General features: G+C 60.8%; 17 protein-coding genes. 11 read left to right on the top strand and 6 right to left on the bottom strand.

The window, feature by feature from the left end:
• Nucleotides 1–41 precede the first annotated feature (41 nt).
• Together B5525_RS34555 and B5525_RS48035 are read right to left on the bottom strand one after the other, a co-directional pair.
• Nucleotides 42–1,124 carry a phosphotransferase gene (locus B5525_RS34555; protein ID WP_079570326.1) on the bottom strand — a complete coding sequence of 361 codons (1,083 nt, stop codon included), beginning with the start codon at nt 1,122–1,124 and terminating at the stop codon, nt 42–44.
• Nucleotides 1,125–1,368: 244 nt separating this feature from the next.
• Nucleotides 1,369–1,641: a cytochrome P450 gene (locus B5525_RS48035; RefSeq protein ID WP_425305230.1), complete on the bottom strand. Its 273-nt coding sequence runs from the start codon at nt 1,639–1,641 to the stop codon at nt 1,369–1,371.
• Here B5525_RS48035 and B5525_RS34550 point away from each other — a divergent pair.
• Together B5525_RS34550 and B5525_RS34545 are read left to right on the top strand one after the other, a co-directional pair.
• On the top strand, nt 1,640–2,389 hold the full coding sequence (locus tag B5525_RS34550) for an acetoacetate decarboxylase family protein (RefSeq protein ID WP_079570324.1): 750 nt from the start codon (nt 1,640–1,642) through the stop codon (nt 2,387–2,389). The two genes, B5525_RS48035 and B5525_RS34550, sit on opposite strands and share 2 nt — an antisense overlap.
• A 14-nt stretch (nt 2,390–2,403) precedes the next feature.
• Nucleotides 2,404–2,754 (top strand): cupin domain-containing protein, encoded by a 351-nt coding sequence (locus B5525_RS34545; RefSeq protein WP_079570322.1) that lies wholly within the window; start codon nt 2,404–2,406, stop codon nt 2,752–2,754.
• Nucleotides 2,755–2,818: 64 nt separating this feature from the next.
• Here the strand turns inward: B5525_RS34545 and B5525_RS34540 are convergent, their stop codons facing one another.
• From B5525_RS34540 to B5525_RS34530, 3 genes are all read right to left on the bottom strand, one after another.
• Nucleotides 2,819–3,826, bottom strand: coding sequence for an ABC transporter permease (locus tag B5525_RS34540; RefSeq protein ID WP_172900034.1), 1,008 nt, complete (start codon nt 3,824–3,826; stop codon nt 2,819–2,821).
• Nucleotides 3,810–5,378, bottom strand: a complete 1,569-nt coding sequence (locus B5525_RS34535) for a sugar ABC transporter ATP-binding protein (RefSeq protein ID WP_079570319.1) — start codon at nt 5,376–5,378, stop codon at nt 3,810–3,812. The genes B5525_RS34540 and B5525_RS34535 overlap by 17 nt, the downstream gene beginning before the upstream one ends.
• Nucleotides 5,379–5,457: 79 nt before the next feature.
• A complete protein-coding gene (locus B5525_RS34530) occupies nt 5,458–6,438 on the bottom strand; it encodes a sugar ABC transporter substrate-binding protein (protein WP_079570318.1) in 981 nt (326 codons plus the stop codon).
• Between the two features lie 299 nt (nt 6,439–6,737).
• Here B5525_RS34530 and B5525_RS34525 point away from each other — a divergent pair, with 299 nt between their 5' ends.
• Entirely contained in the window at nt 6,738–7,481 is a 744-nt protein-coding gene (locus B5525_RS34525; RefSeq protein WP_079570316.1) for a tyrosine-protein phosphatase, read from the top strand.
• Nucleotides 7,482–7,493: 12 nt separating this feature from the next.
• Here B5525_RS34525 and surE read toward each other — a convergent pair whose 3' ends face one another.
• Entirely contained in the window at nt 7,494–8,264 is a 771-nt protein-coding gene (surE, locus tag B5525_RS34520) for a 5'/3'-nucleotidase SurE (protein WP_079570315.1), read from the bottom strand.
• A gap of 164 nt (nt 8,265–8,428) precedes the next feature.
• Between surE and B5525_RS34515 the strand changes: the two genes are divergently transcribed.
• The 8 genes from B5525_RS34515 (at nt 8,429) to B5525_RS34480 (ending at nt 18,118) form a co-directional block, all read left to right on the top strand.
• Nucleotides 8,429–9,178, top strand: a complete 750-nt coding sequence (locus tag B5525_RS34515) for a PEP-utilizing enzyme (protein WP_079570313.1) — start codon at nt 8,429–8,431, stop codon at nt 9,176–9,178.
• Nucleotides 9,179–9,227: 49 nt separating this feature from the next.
• Nucleotides 9,228–10,784: a hypothetical protein gene (locus tag B5525_RS34510; protein WP_079570312.1), complete on the top strand. Its 1,557-nt coding sequence runs from the start codon at nt 9,228–9,230 to the stop codon at nt 10,782–10,784.
• A 129-nt stretch (nt 10,785–10,913) separates the two neighbouring features.
• Nucleotides 10,914–12,356 carry an AMP-binding protein gene (locus B5525_RS34505; RefSeq protein WP_197687869.1) on the top strand — a complete coding sequence of 481 codons (1,443 nt, stop codon included), beginning with the start codon at nt 10,914–10,916 and terminating at the stop codon, nt 12,354–12,356.
• Nucleotides 12,353–12,955 (top strand): hypothetical protein, encoded by a 603-nt coding sequence (locus B5525_RS34500; protein WP_079570309.1) that lies wholly within the window; start codon nt 12,353–12,355, stop codon nt 12,953–12,955. The genes B5525_RS34505 and B5525_RS34500 overlap by 4 nt, the downstream gene beginning before the upstream one ends.
• A 10-nt stretch (nt 12,956–12,965) precedes the next feature.
• On the top strand, nt 12,966–14,756 hold the full coding sequence (locus B5525_RS34495) for a pyruvate, phosphate dikinase (protein WP_079570307.1): 1,791 nt from the start codon (nt 12,966–12,968) through the stop codon (nt 14,754–14,756).
• A gap of 17 nt (nt 14,757–14,773) precedes the next feature.
• On the top strand, nt 14,774–15,280 hold the full coding sequence (locus tag B5525_RS34490) for an acetyl-CoA carboxylase biotin carboxyl carrier protein (RefSeq protein ID WP_172900033.1): 507 nt from the start codon (nt 14,774–14,776) through the stop codon (nt 15,278–15,280).
• A gap of 2 nt (nt 15,281–15,282) precedes the next feature.
• Nucleotides 15,283–16,644, top strand: coding sequence for an acetyl-CoA carboxylase biotin carboxylase subunit (locus B5525_RS34485; RefSeq protein WP_079570304.1), 1,362 nt, complete (start codon nt 15,283–15,285; stop codon nt 16,642–16,644).
• 10 nt (nt 16,645–16,654) lie between these two features.
• Nucleotides 16,655–18,118 carry a pyruvate carboxylase gene (locus tag B5525_RS34480; protein ID WP_079570303.1) on the top strand — a complete coding sequence of 488 codons (1,464 nt, stop codon included), beginning with the start codon at nt 16,655–16,657 and terminating at the stop codon, nt 18,116–18,118.
• The last annotated feature ends 2 nt before the right edge of the window (nt 18,119–18,120 follow it).

Here is an 18,120-nt window from a genome sequence, read left to right as displayed (position 1 = left end):
TTCGCGCGACGGCTGCCGGTCTCTGCATGGGCGTTTCCCGGTCATACCTGCCAGAGGTCAAAGCTTCGGTGGTCGAGCGCCTGTTCGCAGGCGCCTCGCGTCATTTTCAGAAACAGCGCATCGCCCCGTTCGGTACGCGCGACGCTGAGGGCGGAGAACACGCCCATCAGGATCCCGTGAAAGGTCTGACGCCGATAGTCATGCCAGCAATGGTTCCAATCATAGTTCCGCACGCCGCGCCTGGTCAGCTCGGCGTGATAGAAACGCACCAGATCGGCTTCGTGCTGACGCCGCTCGGACGGATCGAGGCCCGCGGACAGAAAATAGGCCACGTCCGTGGCACCCGGTCCGATTCTCACGGTCTGCCAATCGAGCGTCGCCATCGGCCGCGCTCCGCCCTTGACGTCGAAGAGCAGATTGTCGAGCCGGAAGTCGGCATGCTGAACCGTGCGCGGTGACGATTGGTCCTCTCGGCTGCGCGCCAGCACTTCGGGAAGCTTTTCCACGAGCGCAAGAAGTTCCGGTTCGAGCGCGTCCCGGTAGCGGTCTTTGAAGAGACGGATGATGGGAGGCAGCGTCTCATTCACCGTGGCCGAGGCGCGAGCGGGGCGGACCGCCAGCCAGTCCAGGGATTGCAACGCCGGGTCGCCCCAGCGGGATGCGTGCAACGCCGCAGCCTCCGCCAGCACGGTCCTGGCGTCTTCGAGGGAACAGCCGGCGAGCTGATCCACCTGCCGGAACGGCGCCAGGTCCTCCAGGATCAAGACGAAGTCGTCGGTTTCAGGATCGATCTCGGCGACGAAGGGGCGGGGCGTATGGATGGCGAGGGTGTGGGCAAGCTCGCGATAGAAACACACCTCGCGCAGATAGAGCAGGTGTGCAGAACCCGAACGGCGGCTGTCTGGATCGGCCGCCGGAAACTTACCGATTACGCTGGCCGGCGCGTCGGGCTCGACCTCTTCATAGGCGAGGCCGAAACGATAGCTGTCCCCAACAAGTCCGTTGCCTACCGGCTTGCAGGTCATGTCCACAACCTTGGTCCCGCGTATGGCGCCAGCTCCGCGCAGCGCACACGTCATCCACTCCGGGTCGATCTGGAGCGGATCCGGGGCCAGAAAATTCATCGCCGCATTTCCTCCCGCCCCTTTTGGCGGCCTTCTTCATTGGCCGGTTGAAGTTCCGGCGACCAGCGCTGGGTCTCGACCCAGGCGTGGATGCGCTGTCGTGAAAGGCCGGCCGAAGCACCTTCGGCTTGGGTTCGAAACGCGTGCCGAGCCTAGGAGAATTCGAACCGGATCGGCAAGCTCTTCGGCCCGTTGGCGAACAGGGCCTCCGACATCGTCGGCTTGCCGGCGAGTTCGACCGATTTCAGCCGCGGAGGAGTTCCTCGTACAGGATGCGCATCTCCATCTTGGCGAGGTGCTGGCCCAGGCAAAGATCCGCGCCATAGCCGAACGCAAGCTGCTTGTTCGGCTCGCGGTCCGCGCGGAAGCGGAGCGTTTCGACGATTTTGCCATCTGGGAACTGATGTATTTCGGCAAGGTGCGCGACCTCAGCGTGCCAAACGAGCTTGACAAGGGACTGTAAGTATAATTTGTAGGACAATACAATAAGACAAAATTGTATAGTGGAGGGGACCATGACGCATCCGATCAGCGAGCGCGCTGGTAAGCTCGACCTTTCGAAGAAGCCGCCGGCTGGCGTTCCGGCCTTCGCGCCGCTCTATCACCCCGGCCCGTACCAATATCGCGACAACCGCTGCGTGATCGTGGTGGCGGACGCTGCAGCCGACGCCATTCGCGAGGTCTTGCCGCGCGAGTTAGAGCCGCTGGACGGCAATCTCGTCGTCTGGTGCCTCTTTATCTGTCCCGATGTCCCCAATATCGGAGCGCACAGTTTCGCGATGCCGTGCATTCCGGTGAAATACGGTGATTTCGTGGGGCAGTATGTCCCCTATCTCTACACCAGCACGGAAGAGAGTCTGACCTGCTATCGCGAAGTACAGGGTTGGCCGGCCCGGTTCGGGCACGTCACCATCGACGAAGTGCAAGGCCGGGTACGGGCCAGCCTGTTTCGCAACGGACGCCACCTTATCAAGGTGACCGCAACCGTCGCCGGCGACAAGATTAAGCAAATGGATTTCCTTCCTATCATCCTCTACAAGGAGATCCCCAGCCTGGACGGTGGCAGCCGCGATGTCGGCCGCCTCATCACCACGACGTCCCTGTTCGAGAATCTCGATTTCCAGGCCGGTCCTGGCACGTTCGTTTTCGACGACAAGTCTGACGATCCGGTCACGCGGTTGGCGCCTCTCAGCGTGTCGCAAGTGATGCACGGGACCATGGATGATCTCTACCCGGAAACGTTCCGTATTCTCCACCAGTACTGAGAGTTGGTGCCGCCATGGCTGTCTTCGTCACCAATCAAGGCCTGTCGCGCACCGATCCTGCCTGGCAGGACCTCGATGAAATCAACGGTGCTGCCAACAAGGGCGTGCGGCTGGCGGCCGACATCACAGACGAAAAAGCGCAGGTCCTCTTCGTCGATATCGAAGCGAATGGCTTCATCGCGATGCATTCGCAGCCCGAGCGTTCCGTCTGCTACATAGTGGAAGGCGAGGGCGCGATACTGGTCGAAGGCCAGCCGGACATAACCTATGCCAGCGGCGATACGATAACCTTCGCCCCCGACGTTTCGCACGGCTGGCGCAACAAGAGCACGCGGACGCGCTTGCTGGTCATGGTCCTTCTCTAACCGTTTCCTGCTGTGGCTATCGGTCTCGCTACAGGCTTGCCGTCTGGCCGGGGTGCGCGTCTCCTCAGCGCCGCTGCAGCGTCACCATGCTGGCGCTGATCAGTGCGAGGATGAGCAGCACGCCCTGAACGATATATTGCCAATAGGTCTGGACGCCCAGTGTCGACAGGCCGTTGTTGATGACGCCAATCAGGAGAACGCCGATCGCGGTGCCGATAACATGGAATCTGCCTGGCCGAAGCGTCGATGCGCCGATGAAGACCGCAACGAAGGCGTTGAGCAAATAGGTTTCACCGACACCTTGCGGCCGGCCGGCGCCAAGATTTGCGGCCGCGACCATACCGCCCAGCGCAGCACAGGCCGCGCAGATGCCCATCGCGACTAGTGCATAGCGCTTGACCGGGATGCCTGAGAGCCTCGCTGCCTCCTTGTTGCCGCCGATCGCATACATGTTCCGGCCGGGTTGGGTATGTTCGAGGAACAGCCAGAGGATGACCCCGGTTGCGATCATGACGAGCACAGGATTGGGAACCCCGAAAATCGTGCCTTGGCCGATGACCTTGAAGGCAGCGGGGATTTCAGAGGGCGAGATGGTGCGTGAGCCGGAGATGCCGAGAATAACGCCGTTAACAATGAAGCCCATCGCCAGCGTCTCGACGATCGCCGATATGCCGAGATAGGACACCAGCGCGCCGTTCAGGACGCCGATCAGCATCGCTAGGATCAGCACAAGGCAGCAGACGAGAGAGACGGCGTACCCAGTATCGATCCCGGTTTCCATCAGCATGCGGGTAGCGAAATAGCCGCCGAAGGTGGCCAGCGCGCCGATGGATAGATCGAACTGGCCAATGACGAGGCAAACGGTCAAACCGATCGCAATGATGCCAAGGATAGAGACTTGGTTGAGGATATTGAGCAAATTGCGCACACTCGGAAACACGTCCGGACGGGCGAAGCTGAAGATCGCCAGAAGCAGGACCAGGGAAAGTATCGTCCCGTAGCGCGCAAGGAATGCGATTATGTCGAAGCGGGCGGTTCGAACTCCTCCCCTGACGTCAATCCCGGTGGCCACCAATGGTCCCTCCTACCGCAATTGTCATGATGTTGGCTTCCGTGACGCTGTCTCCGGTCAACTCACCAGCTATCATGCCGCCCGAAAAGATTAGAACGCGCTCGCACAGCGCCGGGAATTCCTCGACCTCGGCCGAAGTGAAGATGATGGCGGCTCCTTCTGACGCGAGCGTGCGGATTAGTTCGTAGATTTCGGCCTTCGCGCCAACATCCACCGCCGCGGTCGGCGAATTCAGCAGGAAGATCCTGGCGCCGGTGGTCAACCAGCGGCCGAGGACCGCCTTTTGCTGGTTGCCGCCTGAGAGCGATTCAATAGGTGTTTCGATAGAGCGTGCGCGCACGCGCATACGCTCGACGACATCCATGGCGGCACGATCCTCGGCGCCGCGATTGATGAAGCGCAGGATCGGGTCCCGGATATAATTAGCGAGCGAAGGAAGTGAAATATTCTCGCGCACCGAGTAGCCGTGAATGATCGCCTCGGCGAGCCGGTCCTTGGGCACAAGCACAATGCCGGCCGCGATTGCATCCTTGGGGTGGCGCAGACGAATCGGCTGGCCGTCGACGCTGATTGTGCCGCCACTGCGATGGGTGCGTCCGAACAGAAGATCGATGGTTTCGTCCGCCCCGCTTCCCGGAAGGCCGGCAATGCCGAGAATTTCTCCCTGCCGCAAGTCGAACCCGACCTTGTCAACTCGTGAGCCGCTAAGGCCATCGACGGTCACGACGACACGTTCCGTAGTCACTGCGGCCGGGCGGCCCTTGCGCAGCGATTTTTGCGAACCAACGATCGCGGAGATCACGGCGTGACGATCCATCGTGGCGCGCTCGAAGGTGCCGGCGTTGCGCCCGTCACGCAGCACGGTGGCGCGATCGGCAATATCGAAGACTTCGGTTAGCCGGTGACTGACGTAAAGAAAGGCGTGGCCTTCGCGCGACAGCCGGCGCATCTGGCCGAAAAGCATGTCCACTTCGTGGGGCAGTAGCGCCGTCGTTGGCTCGTCGAGGATGATAAGCCTTGCCTTGCTCGCAATAGCCTTGGCGATCGAGATCATCGCGCGCTGATCGGGGCGCAGTTCACCCACTGACGCGTCAGGCGGAATGTCGAGACCGACATATTTCATGACCTCAACCGCCCGTGTCCGGACCGCGCGCCAGTCGACCAGTATGCCGGCGATGCGGGGCAGGGGTTCGCCAAGCCAGATGTTTTCCTCTATCGTTAGGCTGGCAATAAGGTTGGAATGCTGGTGGACGACCGCGATCCCGGCCGCGACTGCTTCATGCGGGCCCGAAAATTCCACGGCTTTGCCATCGACGAGGATGTCGCCGGCGGTCGGACGTTGCGCGCCAACGACGCATTTGATCAGTGTTGATTTGCCGGCGCCGTTTTCGCCCAGGAGGGCATGGATCTCGCCATGCCTGACGTCGAGACTGACGCCATCGAGCGCGCGCGTCCCGGGAAACTCCTTGGTCAGACCGCGCACTTCGAGCACCGGCACGGCCAAATCGTAAGCCGGTCCCGGGCTGGAAGTAAGGGTTTCGCTGAGGGCCATGCCGTTACGATCGTTTCATTAGATGCCCGAAAGGGTTCCGGGGTAGGCCCGGAACCCGAGGGATATCTTCAGCAGGACACTACTTCTTCGCGGCGAGAGCTTCGCCAGAGAAGAGGACGCAAGAGCCGAATTTCGGCTTGCCGCCCTTGGCCGGTGCGGTGTCCTTGGTGACGAGACACGGGGCCAGCGTGACGAGTTTGGATGCAGGCATTTTGCCATCGAGAGCCGCGGCCGTCACGTCGACGGCCGTGGTGCCCATGCGATCCACGTCATAGGCAACGGTCAGCTTGGCCGGGCTGCCGCTGGCGATCAGGTCGAACACTTCCGGGATGCCGTCCTGACTGACCACGATGATGCTGTTCTGCTTGCCGGCCTGTTCGATGGCGCGAACGGACGGCGCTACCAGTTCGTCCCAGCCTGTCCAGATCGCGTTGATATCCGGATCGGACAGAAGAAGATTGGTGACGCGGTTATAGGCATCGTCGACCTGGCCGGGAACCTTGACCTCGATGTCGGTGACCTTGATCTCTGGATAGTCCGCGACGACAGCCTTGAAGCCATGGTCGCGTTCTCGCAGGGCCGGAAGCACGTTCCAGTTAAGCTTGACGATGTGACCCTTTCCACCCAGGCGGCCAACGAGCTCGGTTGCGGAAATCACGCCGTCGGCCGTGTTGTTCGAGCCGATATCGGCCGTGATGTTCGGCGCGAGTCCGGAGAATGTCGATACGAACGGGATATTCTTTTCCTTAGCACGATTGATGACAGCCGTCATCTGCGGGTTCGGCGAAGCAATATTGATGATGGCGTTAAAGCCGCGGTCAATGAAGGCCATAGCCGCGTTGTTAGTGGCGACCTGATCACCCTGTCCGTCAAAGCCTTCAACGGTCCAGCCCTTAGCCTTGGCGGCCTCGGTCGCGGTCACCACCATACGATTGATTGTCGGCGAATTCTGATTGACGGCGACAATGCCGACTTTGGGTTTGTCCGCCGCGAAGCTCGCGGCGGCCGACAGCGCAAGCGCTGCCGCGCTAACGATAAAGATAGGCTTCTTGGCAGCCATGTTTTTCCTCCCTGGATTTGATTGGTCAATTCTTTTTAATTTTCACACGCAACGTGCAGCCTCTGGCCGTCTGCGTCACTCCAGGCCCACGCGTGCCGCGCCAAGTGAAGACCCCCTTTTGGTTGCGCGACGCAATTCCTTCAGGCAGTGGGTCGGCGCTGCCGACCTCCGTCCTTTACCGACAGGTAATCCCGTTTTAACAGAAGCGTCAACATTCTTGCCTAACAAAATTGTAAAACAATCCTCGTCAGAGGTTGGCGTAATCTCTGCATGGCAAGGACGGATAGGAGGCGAGCCAAATGAACCGACGCCGCATCGAACTCGAAGGGGCTGTCAATTTTCGTGATCTGGGGGGCTATCCGGCAGAAGGGGGACGCACCATGCGCTGGCGGACCATCTACCGGTCCGACTCGCTCTCCGACCTGACTGACAGCGACGTCTGCGGTTTCCGGGAACTTGGCATCAACACGCTCTGCGACTTCCGCCTATCCGAAGAGAGCGAGCGCAAGCCCAACCGCCTTCCGAGCGGGCACAGGATCAATGTTGTCCCGCTTCGCTTCGTTCCGGAAGGTACGCTCGACATGTTGTCGGCGATTGATCGCGGTCAGTATGGCCCGGCCGACGTCGAACGCGAGGTGCTCATCCATTACAGGAAATTCGTCAACGACCATGCGTCTGAATATCGCCGCGTTTTCGAGGTCATCCTCTCCAAGGACAGCCTGCCACTCCTCATGCATTGCACCAGCGGTAAGGACCGCACCGGCTTCGCGGCCGCTGCCGTGCTACTGGCTGTCGGCGTTCCCCGCGAAATCATTGTCGAGGACTACGCGATGACTAACGATTTTCGGCGGGACATCCGGCATCTCTTCTCGAACGCTGTCTCGAAACCAACTATCGACGCGCTGACCTCAGCCAATCCGCGATATATCGAAGCCGCGCTCGACGAGATCGACGCCCGGTTCGGTACCACGGAAGCCTGGTTGCAAAGCCTCGGCGTGAGCCCTTCCCGGCGTGCTCGTTTGCGCGACCTCCTGACCGAATAAACTCATCACCGGTCAAGTGAAACTCCGTGCGAGTCGCTCGCGGAAAGCGTTCGCCGTCATATCGAGCTGGATTGGGCTAACCGAAACTGCATTGTCCCGGATCGCTTCCAGACCGGAGCCCGGCTCGAAGCCGCCATCCTTGTAGGCGAGCTTGATCCAGTAGTAGGGCACGCCGCGGCCGTCGATTCTCCCTTCGGGAATGAACGAGCCCGGCGGACGCTGTCCTTGCGACACGACCCTAATGCCGCTAACGGCGTCGGGCGCGGTGTTGGGAAAATTGACGTTGACGAAGGTGTTGGGCTGCCATTCCGCAGCAAGAAGGCGCTCCAGAATGAGCGGTGTATATTTCTCCGCTGTTTCCCAAGGTACCTGGCCGAGCGGCGTGAAGACCTGGCTCAGTGCGACCGACGGTACCCCCAGCAGAGCTCCTTCCATCGCAGCAGCGGCCGTACCCGAATAGGTGATGTCCTCGCCGAGATTGGCGCCGCGATTGATGCCGGACAAAAGAATGGTCGGACGCATGTTCATGATTTCGTAGATTGCGAGAAGCGCGCAGTCGGTCGGCGTGCCCTTGATCGCGAAATGCCGGTTGTCGATTTCGCGCACGCGAACCGGGACGTTCATGGAAATCGAATGCGAGGCACCGGATTTCTCCTCGTCGGGGGCAACGACCCAGACATCCTCGGTGAACTGGCGGACGATCTTTTCCAGCAACAGGATGCCCGTCGCGTGGATGCCGTCATCGTTGATAATGAGGACGCGGTGTTTTGAAAGCTGAACCATGTCGAGGCTGCTCCTCCCCTTTTCCCGGCACGATACAGGAAAGTAGGATTGTTTGACAATTTTGTATGAACATAGGTTGACAGCGGCTGCGTCCCCTTGCAGTCTGATGGCAAGGCCGCTGCAAAGATCGGCCGGGGAAGAAGAGCAAAACCAGGGAGGAGGCCGTGGCAAGGCTTTACGTCGATTCCGATAAATTCGGCTATCAGGCGGCGTCGCCGACCGTCGAAGCATTCCACAGCGCGATCAAGGACATCGTCCGCTCGAAACTTGCCAAATCCGGCGGCAATTGGGATTCCTTCGTTTTCGACAAATCCTACGACCTGATCACTGCCGATGACATGCGAAGCGTCGAGAAGTTGCTGCTCGTTGCAGGTCACAAGTTCGATTGGTCGGCGGCAATTTCGCCGCTCGAACGGCCGGATATCTACAAGCCGGCAGCCGGCACCTCGGACGCCGACCTGAAGACGTTCTCGTTCGAGCATGCCGACGCCAAGACCGCGCCTGCCGACAAAAACGGACGTGAATTGCGCGGCATCGGCGACAACGTCGCGAAATTCCCGAAGAACGCGGTCGGGATCGCACATTACATCCGTTCACCCGACCAGGTCCTGAAGTACCTGACCGAAGGCGTCCCGGTGGACGCCATTGCCGTGATCGATGATTCCGGCGGCACGCTGACAGCACCGATTCTCGAGCATTTCAAGGGCGTCATCTGCGCCGGCGGTTCGACCCGCTCGCATCTGGGCATTTTAACCCGCGAATACGGCGTGCCGTGCCTGATGAACGCCAAGATTAGCGGCATTCGCAATGGCGATACCGTGGAGATTGAGGTCACGGCCGCGGCCAAAACCGCCGAAGCCTATCAGAAGGGCGTCGAAATGACCGCGAACATCTGGCGCCTGGAGAGCGCCTGACTAAGAAGCAATGCCAACGACAAGCTCTGTTTCTTCGGGAGGAACAACCATGCCGCCGAACCGCATAAGTTATGCGCAGCTTCTGGAAACCAACAATCTGATACAGACCTGTTCGGACGAAACCTATTGGCTCTGCGTCACGCGGACTGTTCAGGAATCAAAGCTATTTCCGGTTCCCGCTTACATGATGCTCAGCTACCTGATGGCCTTCTACCGCTATCCGTCACTGCTGCGGAAGATCGAGAGCCGCATGCTGGCCGAGGAGATCGGCGACCGCGCTCGTAACATGGGCATGAAAATCCAGAACCCATCGACGGGATGGGCGTTGCCTGGCTTCTACCTGCTCGGCCGCGAATGGCTGATCAATATGGGATTACTCAAGCCAACGGACGCGATCGAGGACGTCATCTATGTGATGGACTTCTGGAAGCGGTTCCAGCTGTCCTGGCACCGCAACGATGGCCACATCACCAACAAGGAATTCGGCCATCGTGCTCAGATCCTTCCCGAGAGCCGCCTGCAGGTCTTCCATGCCGACATCTACGACTGCAAGTATGGCGACGAACTGCATCAAGCCGCCCAGGCCTTCATGGCCTCGGCTTCCCAGTATGGCTTTCTGATCTCGTGCGAAAGCCGGATCTCGCTGCACAATTCAGGCCCGTACAAGCTTGCCGACGACCGCGAGCTGCTCATTCGCGACTTCATGGATCTTTCCGAGAGCGATTTCCCTTGGCTCGACGACGTAGCCAAGGGTGTCCCGCACAACAACATCACCGTGACAATGGCGGTGAAGGATTGTCATTTCTATCTGGTCGACGACTGGGGCTCGTTCGAATCGGAGCCGGGTTTCAAGGCCGAGCAATTGGTTGGCGTCGGGCTCTATACGTCCGATAACCTGTCGGATGGCTACATGCCGCTTGGCATGGACTCGCGCGAAGAGCTGATCAAGACCTTCAAATCGCTCAACGACAAGATCAAGGACGCGACGACGCAGCTCTGGAAGCGCATCGCCGGATGGAAGCGCGATCAGATGATCGATGCCGGCGCGATCACCTACTTCGCCATTATCAAGGATCTGGCCCACGTCGCCGGCGTCTATGATGTCGATGACTGGATGAAGATCGACGAGCGCGCCGAACGCTTTCGTCCGCTGCTCAACGACGAATTCAGCCGCGACGCGCTTGGCGAACTGGTTGGCCTCGTGTCGCATCCGAGCCAGCAGGTCATGGAATACACCATGGCGCAGCACTCGAACAAACCGAACAGGATGTACACCAGCATTCCGTATTCGATACTTAAGGGAGAGCCCTATACGGTGACCAGCGGACCCGTCTATCCCGGCGTCACATTCCTTCCCGAAAAGAAGGACGCCTACAACACCACGCGCGGCACGATTACGCTCGCCGAATATAACAAGCTCAGCCAGGAAATTGTGCCGCCTTTGCTGGCCGAGAAGTACCGTTATCTCTGTGACATTTGGATCAAATACCACGCCGGGACCCCGTTGGCCGACGACCTGTACAAGGTCGACCAGACGCATTCCCGTAGGCTGAAGGGTAAGGGCTCGATGCTGAAGCGGGCCGACATCGAAAAACTGCGCGGTTGATTCTGCCGCGCGGGGGGCAGGTTGGCTCCCGCCAGGTCGCCGACCGCGCCACTGACATACGGATTGAAGTCTATGCAAATCGGATCACTCATCAGGCGCGCAGCCTTGCATTTCGGCGATGCGCCATGCTTGAGCGAAGGCAGAAGGTCGATCAGCTTCCGCGAATTCGACGCTGAGACTGACCGGCTCGGCAATGCGCTGCTCGACGCCGGTTTGGTGCCCGGCGACCGTGTTGGTGTGCTGCTGCCCAACTCGATTGAATGTCTGGTGGCCTATTATGCGCTGGCCAAGTCCGGCCTTGTGCGCGTCTCCATGAACACCCGCGAGACGATCGAGAACCACCGCTACAAAATCGAGGACAGTGGATCGCGCGGAGTCATCCACAGCGGCGTTTCCGATCTCGGCGTTGAGATCGAGATCGGCCCCGACGCGCTCATCGCGATGATCCGCGACGGTCGTACCGAGGCCTGCGCGATCAACCGTGCGCTCGATGCGCCGCTCCGCCTCGGATACACCGGCGGCACGACCGGCAAGTCGAAGGCGGTGACGCTGACGACGCGCGGCGAGCTGGCGGAACTGACGGCGTTTCTCACCGACCTCGTACCCGACATAGGGCAGGGCGACACGTTCCTTCATGCCGCGCCGGTCGCGCACGCCTCCGGCGCCTTCTTTTTGCCCGCGCTCGCACGTGGCGCGCGCTCGTTGATCATGGGCAAATTCAACCCGGCCGAATTCCTTACGCTTGCCGAGAGCGAAAAGGCGAGCCTGACCTTCCTGGTGCCGACCATGCTCGCGATGATCATGGAAGAACCGGAATTGGAGAAGTCAAAACTCAATTTTCGGCGCATCGCCTATGGCGCGTCTCCTATTTCGCCCAGTCTTCTTCAGCGCGCGGAAAGGCGCTTCGGCCGCGTCTTTGCCCAGAGCTACGGTCAGGCCGAAAGCCCGATGGTCATCACCTGTCTCAAGCCTGAGGATCACGATCGCGTCGGCTCATGCGGGCGGCCCTTCACGATGGTCGATGTTGCGATATTCGACGACGACGACAAGCCCCTGCAGCCCGGCGAGAAGGGCGAGATTGTCTGCATCGGCCCGCAGACCATGGCCTGTTACTGGAACCGCCCGGAGCAGACCGCGGAGGTCTTTCGCAACGGCTGGCTGCATACCGGCGACATCGGCTGGATGGACCGTGACGGCTTTTTCTACATCCTCGATCGCAAGAACGACATGCTGATCTCGGGTGGCTACAATGTCTATCCGGGCGAAGTGGAGGATGTGCTTCTGGCTTTTCCGGGTGTCGTCGAGGCGGCGGTGATCGGCCTTCCCGACGAGCGCTGGGGCGACCGGGTCCATGCCGTCGTCTCAGGCCGGCCGGGCCTCGACGCCGCCGCCCTGCTCGATCACTCGCGGGCGAGCCTCGCCAACTACAAATGCCCGAAGGGCATTGAGATATGGCCCGAGCTGCCGAAGAGTTCAGCCAACAAGATTCTCCGGCGAACCATCCGCGACAGGGTCATCTCGGCTGGGAAGACCGGCGCAGAAACATGTGAAGAGGTGATTTTCCTGAAATGAGCGATATGCATCTTGCCTTGCATGGGCTGGCCATAAAGAAGCACGCGATGCCGAAGGACATTGCCGAGATCGTCGGCATGGATGCCGAGCGGGTAGCGTCGCTGCTGGCCGAGGCGGAAAGTCGGGGGCGCGTGGCGCGGGCCGGCGGCAAATTCATGCTGACGGCGCCGGCGCAGGTGGCGCTTCGATCGGAATATTCTCGCGTCTATGCCGAGCAGCGCTCCAGCGCCGCGATGAACGCGGCCTATGACGATTTCGAGAAGGCCAATATCTTGTTGAAGCAGCTCATCACCGACTGGCAGACGATGGATGTCGGTGGCGAGAAGCTGCCCAACGACCATTCGAACCAGGATCTTGACGGGAAGATCATCGACCGGCTCGGCGATCTGCATGAGCGCTCCGAACCGATCCTGAAGCGGATGGCGTCGGGCCTGCCACGCCTTGGCATCTATTTGGAGATGCTGACAGCGGCGCTGGAGAAGGCCGAGGACGGTGCGATCGAATGGGTGAGCGACGCCCGCATCGCCAGCTATCACACCGTGTGGTTCGAGCTGCACGAAGACCTTCTTCGTGCGCTCGGCCGCGAACGTGTCGAATAGGATTCGGTGCATGGGATCCAACAGACGTCAATGGGTGGTCAGTCTGGACGGCAGCGTGTTGCCGGACCGGTCGCTGATCGGCGGCAAGGCCTGGTCGGTCGCACGCATGATGTCGCTTGGCCTGCCGGTGCCGCCTGCTTTCGTCGTCACCACGGAAGCCTGCAAAGCGTTCCTCGCCGACGGCTCGTTTTCCTCCGAGTTGGAAGCCCAGATATTCGACGGCATGGCCGATCTGGAAATGCGCACCGAACGGAGCTTTGGCAAGGGCGATAGGCCCTTGCTGGTTTCCGTGCGCTCCGGTGCACCGGTCTCGATGCCCGGCATGATGGATACGATCCTCAATCTCGGCATCACGCCGGATACCGAAAAGGCGCTCGCCGTCGAATGCGGTGACCCCGCTTTCGCCCGCGATGTCCATCGCCGCTTCTTCGATCTCTATGCGCATATCGTGCTCAAGACCGGCGTCGAGGATTTCCCGAGGGACGGCAACGCCGAAAGCTGGAATGGGCAGGTCGCCGCAGCGGCCGGCGCGCCGCTGCCTGTCGCGGCTCCCGAGCGTCTTCTGGCCGCAGTGCGCGCCGTATTCGATTCCTGGAATTCGCGCCGCGCCAGGCGGTACCGCGAGCATCACGACATTCCGCACGATCTGGGAACCGCCGTGACTGTGCAGGCCATGGTATTCGGCAATCTGGATGACCGCAGCGGCACGGGGGTGCTGTTCAGCCGCAACCCGTCGACGGGCGATCGCAAACCGTTTGGCGAGTATCTGGCCCGCGCGCAAGGCGAAGATATCGTCTCGGGCAAGTTTACGCCCGATACGCTGGACACGATGAAGGCCAGTGTCCCCGCGGCTTATGAAGCCCTAATGGCGTCTTCAGCGACGCTTGAACGCGAGAACGGTGATGTCCAGGATATCGAGTTCACAGTGCAGAAGGGCGAGCTTTTCCTGCTGCAGAGCCGTTCTGCCAAGCGGGCGCCTGCCGCTGCGGTCCGCATCGCCGTCGACATGGCGCGCGAAGGTGCGATCAGCGAGGAAACCGCGCTCGACCGCATCACGCCCGAACAGGTACGGCTGATTCTGGCGCCGCGTCTGGCCAGCGGACAGTCGGACAAAGCCAAGGTGATCGCGTGTGGCGAAGGCGCGTGCCCGGGCGTCGGACGCGGCATTGTGGTGACCAGTTCCGACGAAGCCGAGGCGCGAGCGAAGGCCGGTGAAGCCGTCATTCTGGCTCGGCCGACGACCAGTCCCGAAGACGTGCACGGCATGCTCGCCGCCCTGGCGATCATTACCGAGACGGGCGGCTCGACGTCGCACGCCGCGGTCGTCAGTCGCGCGCTCGGTCTACCCTGCGTGGTCGGCTGCGGCTTGGGCAGTCTTGAATTGGTTTCGGGCCGGATCGTTACCGTCGATGGCGCGCTCGGCCGGGTCTTCGAAGGCGCGCTTGATCTGGTTATTCCGGACGAGACGTCGGACGAACAGCTCACGGTGCTGACCCGATGGGCGAAAGCCAGAAGCCGGCTCGTTATTCACCGGCCATCGGAAGCGCCATCGGAAAACTTGATCGACCTCAACACAGTCGAAGGCGGCGAGGATCCGAAACGACTGTGCGGTCTCATCCGCGGGTATCGCGGGGCGAGGGGCGGGGCCATCGCCAGTGGCGAAGGAATCCGGGCGGCGCTGCAGGAAAAACTGGAATTCGTTGTTGGCGAACCGGTTCTGCCCCTCCTCATCGCCGCTATCCGTTTGCAGACCGAAAACGCAACCGGAGAAATGCTGGCCGCGGAGACCGCTAATTCATGACGGAAAACGAGAAGAAAATGACAGCGGTCGTGAAATCTGAAGATATCGAAGCACTGATCGAGCTGTTCGAAGCGTCCGATTGGGACGAGATGCATCTCGAGATCGATGGGCTCGAACTCTTCCTGTCCTCCGATCCACAGGCCCGGCTCCAGGCGGAGCCGCAGCATCCGACCGTGGCGCATACTGCGGCTTCTGCTCACGCGCATGCGACGACCCCGCAGGGCATGGGCCATCTCGCACCTCCACCAGCTCCGGCCAAGGAAGTGTCAAGCGCACCGGAGGGATGCGTCGCGGTGAACGCGCCCAATCTCGGTACGTTCTACCGCGCGCCGAAGCCGGGCGCGGCGTCCTATGTCGAACTCGGCCAGAGCGTAACGGCCGATACGGAAATCTGCCTGATCGAGGTGATGAAGCTGTTCACATCCGTACGTGCGGGAACAGCCGGCGTCATTCGCGAGATCTGCGTCGATGATGCCGAAATGGTCGAGTACGGCCAGACGCTGTTCTATATCGAACCGGCCTGACCATGGCATTGAACCGGCTCTTTATCGCGAACAGGGGCGAGATCGCCGTGCGCATCCTGCGCACCGCCAAACGTCTTGGTCTTGAGACCGTCATCGGAGTATCCGAAGCCGATCGCGACAGCATGGGTGCAGAGATGGCGGACCGCGCCGTAGTGCTCGGGCCGGCACCCTCGGCCAAGAGCTATCTTGATGAACGCCTGATCGTTCACGCCGCGAGGATGACCGGCTGCGATGCGCTTCATCCCGGCTATGGATTTCTTTCCGAGAAGGCGAAACTTGCTACGCTCTGCGAGGAGGAGGGCATCGTTTTCGTCGGGCCAAGGCCCGAAACCATCGATATGCTGGGCGACAAGCTGTCGGCACGCACCGTGGCGCTGCAAGCGGGCGTGCAGACGGTTCCGGGTACGGACCATATCGCGACAATCGGCGACGCCAGGCACGCAGCCGAACAGCTCGGCTATCCCGTCGTCATGAAGGCTTCGGCCGGCGGTGGCGGACGTGGCATGTTCATGGCGCGTTCGGCTGAAGAGCTCGATAGCTTCTTCGAGCGCGCATCGCGCGAGGCGGAAAGCGCGTTCGGCGACAGCCGGCTATACATGGAGCGTTTTGTCGAGCGTGCGCGCCATGTCGAGGTTCAGATCGTGGGGGACGGCGAGGGAAAGGTCGTTCATTTCGGCGAGCGCGACTGCACCGTGCAACGGCGCTATCAGAAACTGATCGAGGAAGCGACGTCGACGGCGATACCCGTCCGTCTGCGCACAAAACTGCATGAGGCGGCCATCAGGATCACGTCCTTCGCAAAGTATAGGAACGCAGGAACGGTCGAGTTCCTCTATGACGTCGACCGCGAGGATTTCTATTTCATGGAAGTGAATTCGCGCATCCAGGTCGAGCATCCCGTCAGCGAGGAAGTGACCGGGGAAGATCTGATCGCGCGGCAGTTGCACGTCGCGGCGGGCCGCGGGATCGGGCTTTCGCAAGCCGACGTCCATATCCGTGGCCATGCCATCGAATGTCGGATCAACGCCGAAGATCCGTTCAACAACTTCGCGCCCGCTCCCGGCCGGATAACAGCCTGGAAACCGCCCTCCGGAGAGGGCATCCGGCTCGATACCCACGCCCGCATGGGCTATCTGGTGCCCCCATTCTACGATTCCATGATCGGCAAGCTGATCTCCAAAGGTCGGGACCGCAGCGAGGCTATCGAGCGCATTTTGAAGGCTATCCGCGATTTCCGCCTGGAAGGCCCGAACACAACCCTGCCGCTGCTTTCCTTCGTAGCGGCGCATACCGATTTCCGCGAAAACCGGATCACCACCCGCTGGCTCGAGGACAAGGGTCTTTCGGACTTTGCTAAAGCTTAGGAGTTCCATCATGGCCCATGTTGAATTTCTCGACGAAACGATGCGCGACGGCCAGCAAAGCCTGTGGGGCATGCGGATGCGCGCAGGCATGGCACTTCCGGTGTCTCCGATCATCGACCGCACCGGCTTCCGTGTCATCGACCTGGCCGGTTCCTCGATGATGGAAGTGCTGATCCGGCATTGCCGCGAGAACCCGTGGGAAGGGCTGGATCTTCTGGTGCAGTCGATGCCCCGCACGCCGATCCGCGGTGGCATGCGATCCAACGCCTCGGTGACGTTCGGCGTGACCCCGGATTCGCTAATGGATGTCTGGATGAGGCAACTCAATCGTCATGGCGTTCGTTCGTTCTGGATCTATGACGTGTTGTTCAACATCGACAAGACGCTTCGCCTTGCGAAGGTCGCCAAGGAGTTCGGGTCGGAAGTCGCTGGCGCGATCATGTACACGCTATCGCCCGTTCACACCGACGAATATTACGCCGACAAGGCCGGCAAGCTGTCGGCCTCGCCTGACATCGATACATTGCTACTCTACGATACGGCGGGCACGCTGGACAAGGAGCGGCTGACGACGCTCGTTCCGGCCATCGTAGCCAATGCGCGCGGCAAGAAGATTGAGTTCCACTCCAACAACATCCTCGGCATGTCGGCGAAGGCCTATCTTGATTCCATCGAGCTTGGCGTTTCGATTTTGCATACGGCGAGCCGCCCGATGGCCAATGGTCCTTCGGTTCCCTCCACCGAGATCATGGTGAAGAACATCGAGCTGAAGGGCCATACCCACGACCTCGACATCAGTTTGTTGAAGCCAGTTGCCGATCATTTCGAGGCGGTCGGGAAGGCGGCGGGCTACCTCGTCAACCAGTATAGCGAGTACGACATCCTCTCCATCGAGCATCAGATTCCGGGCGGGATGACCGGCACGCTGAAGGCGCAACTCGCCCAGCACAACATGAGCGACAAGCTCGACGAGGTCCTGACCGAAACTGCCCGCGTCCGGCGCGAGCTCGGCTATCCCGGCATGGCAACGCCGTTCAGCCAGCTGGTCGGGACACTGGCCGTGCTCAATATCGTTTCCGGCAAGCGCTATGCGATCGTGCCAGACGAAGTGATCCAGTATGCTGCGGGCTTTTACGGCCAAACGGTGGCCCCGATCGATCCGAACGTGCTCGATAAGATTATGTCTGCGCCGCGCGCCAAGGAGGTCTTGGCCAATCCGCCGGAGCAACCAACCATCGAGGAATTGCGCAAGCGCTACTGTACGACCAACGACGACGAGCTGATCCTCCGCGCGCTGGTGCCTGAAGCCGATCTCGATCGCATGTGGGCGGCGGGTCCGGTCAACACGACCTATCCGTTGCTGTCGTCCAGCGAACTCGATCAGGTGCGGCGGCTGATGCAGACCGCGCGCGCGCCGGTCGTCCAGATCAAGTCATCGGCGATGAATTTGTCCCTCCGGCGAAATCGGGTCTGAGC

Origin of the sequence: Bradyrhizobium erythrophlei (assembly GCF_900129505.1) — a bacterium.
Classification (GTDB): Bacteria; Pseudomonadota; Alphaproteobacteria; order Rhizobiales; family Xanthobacteraceae; genus Bradyrhizobium; species Bradyrhizobium erythrophlei_D.
The sequence above is the reverse complement of the archived record's forward strand: the minus strand, read 5'-3'. Positions and strand labels throughout refer to the sequence as shown.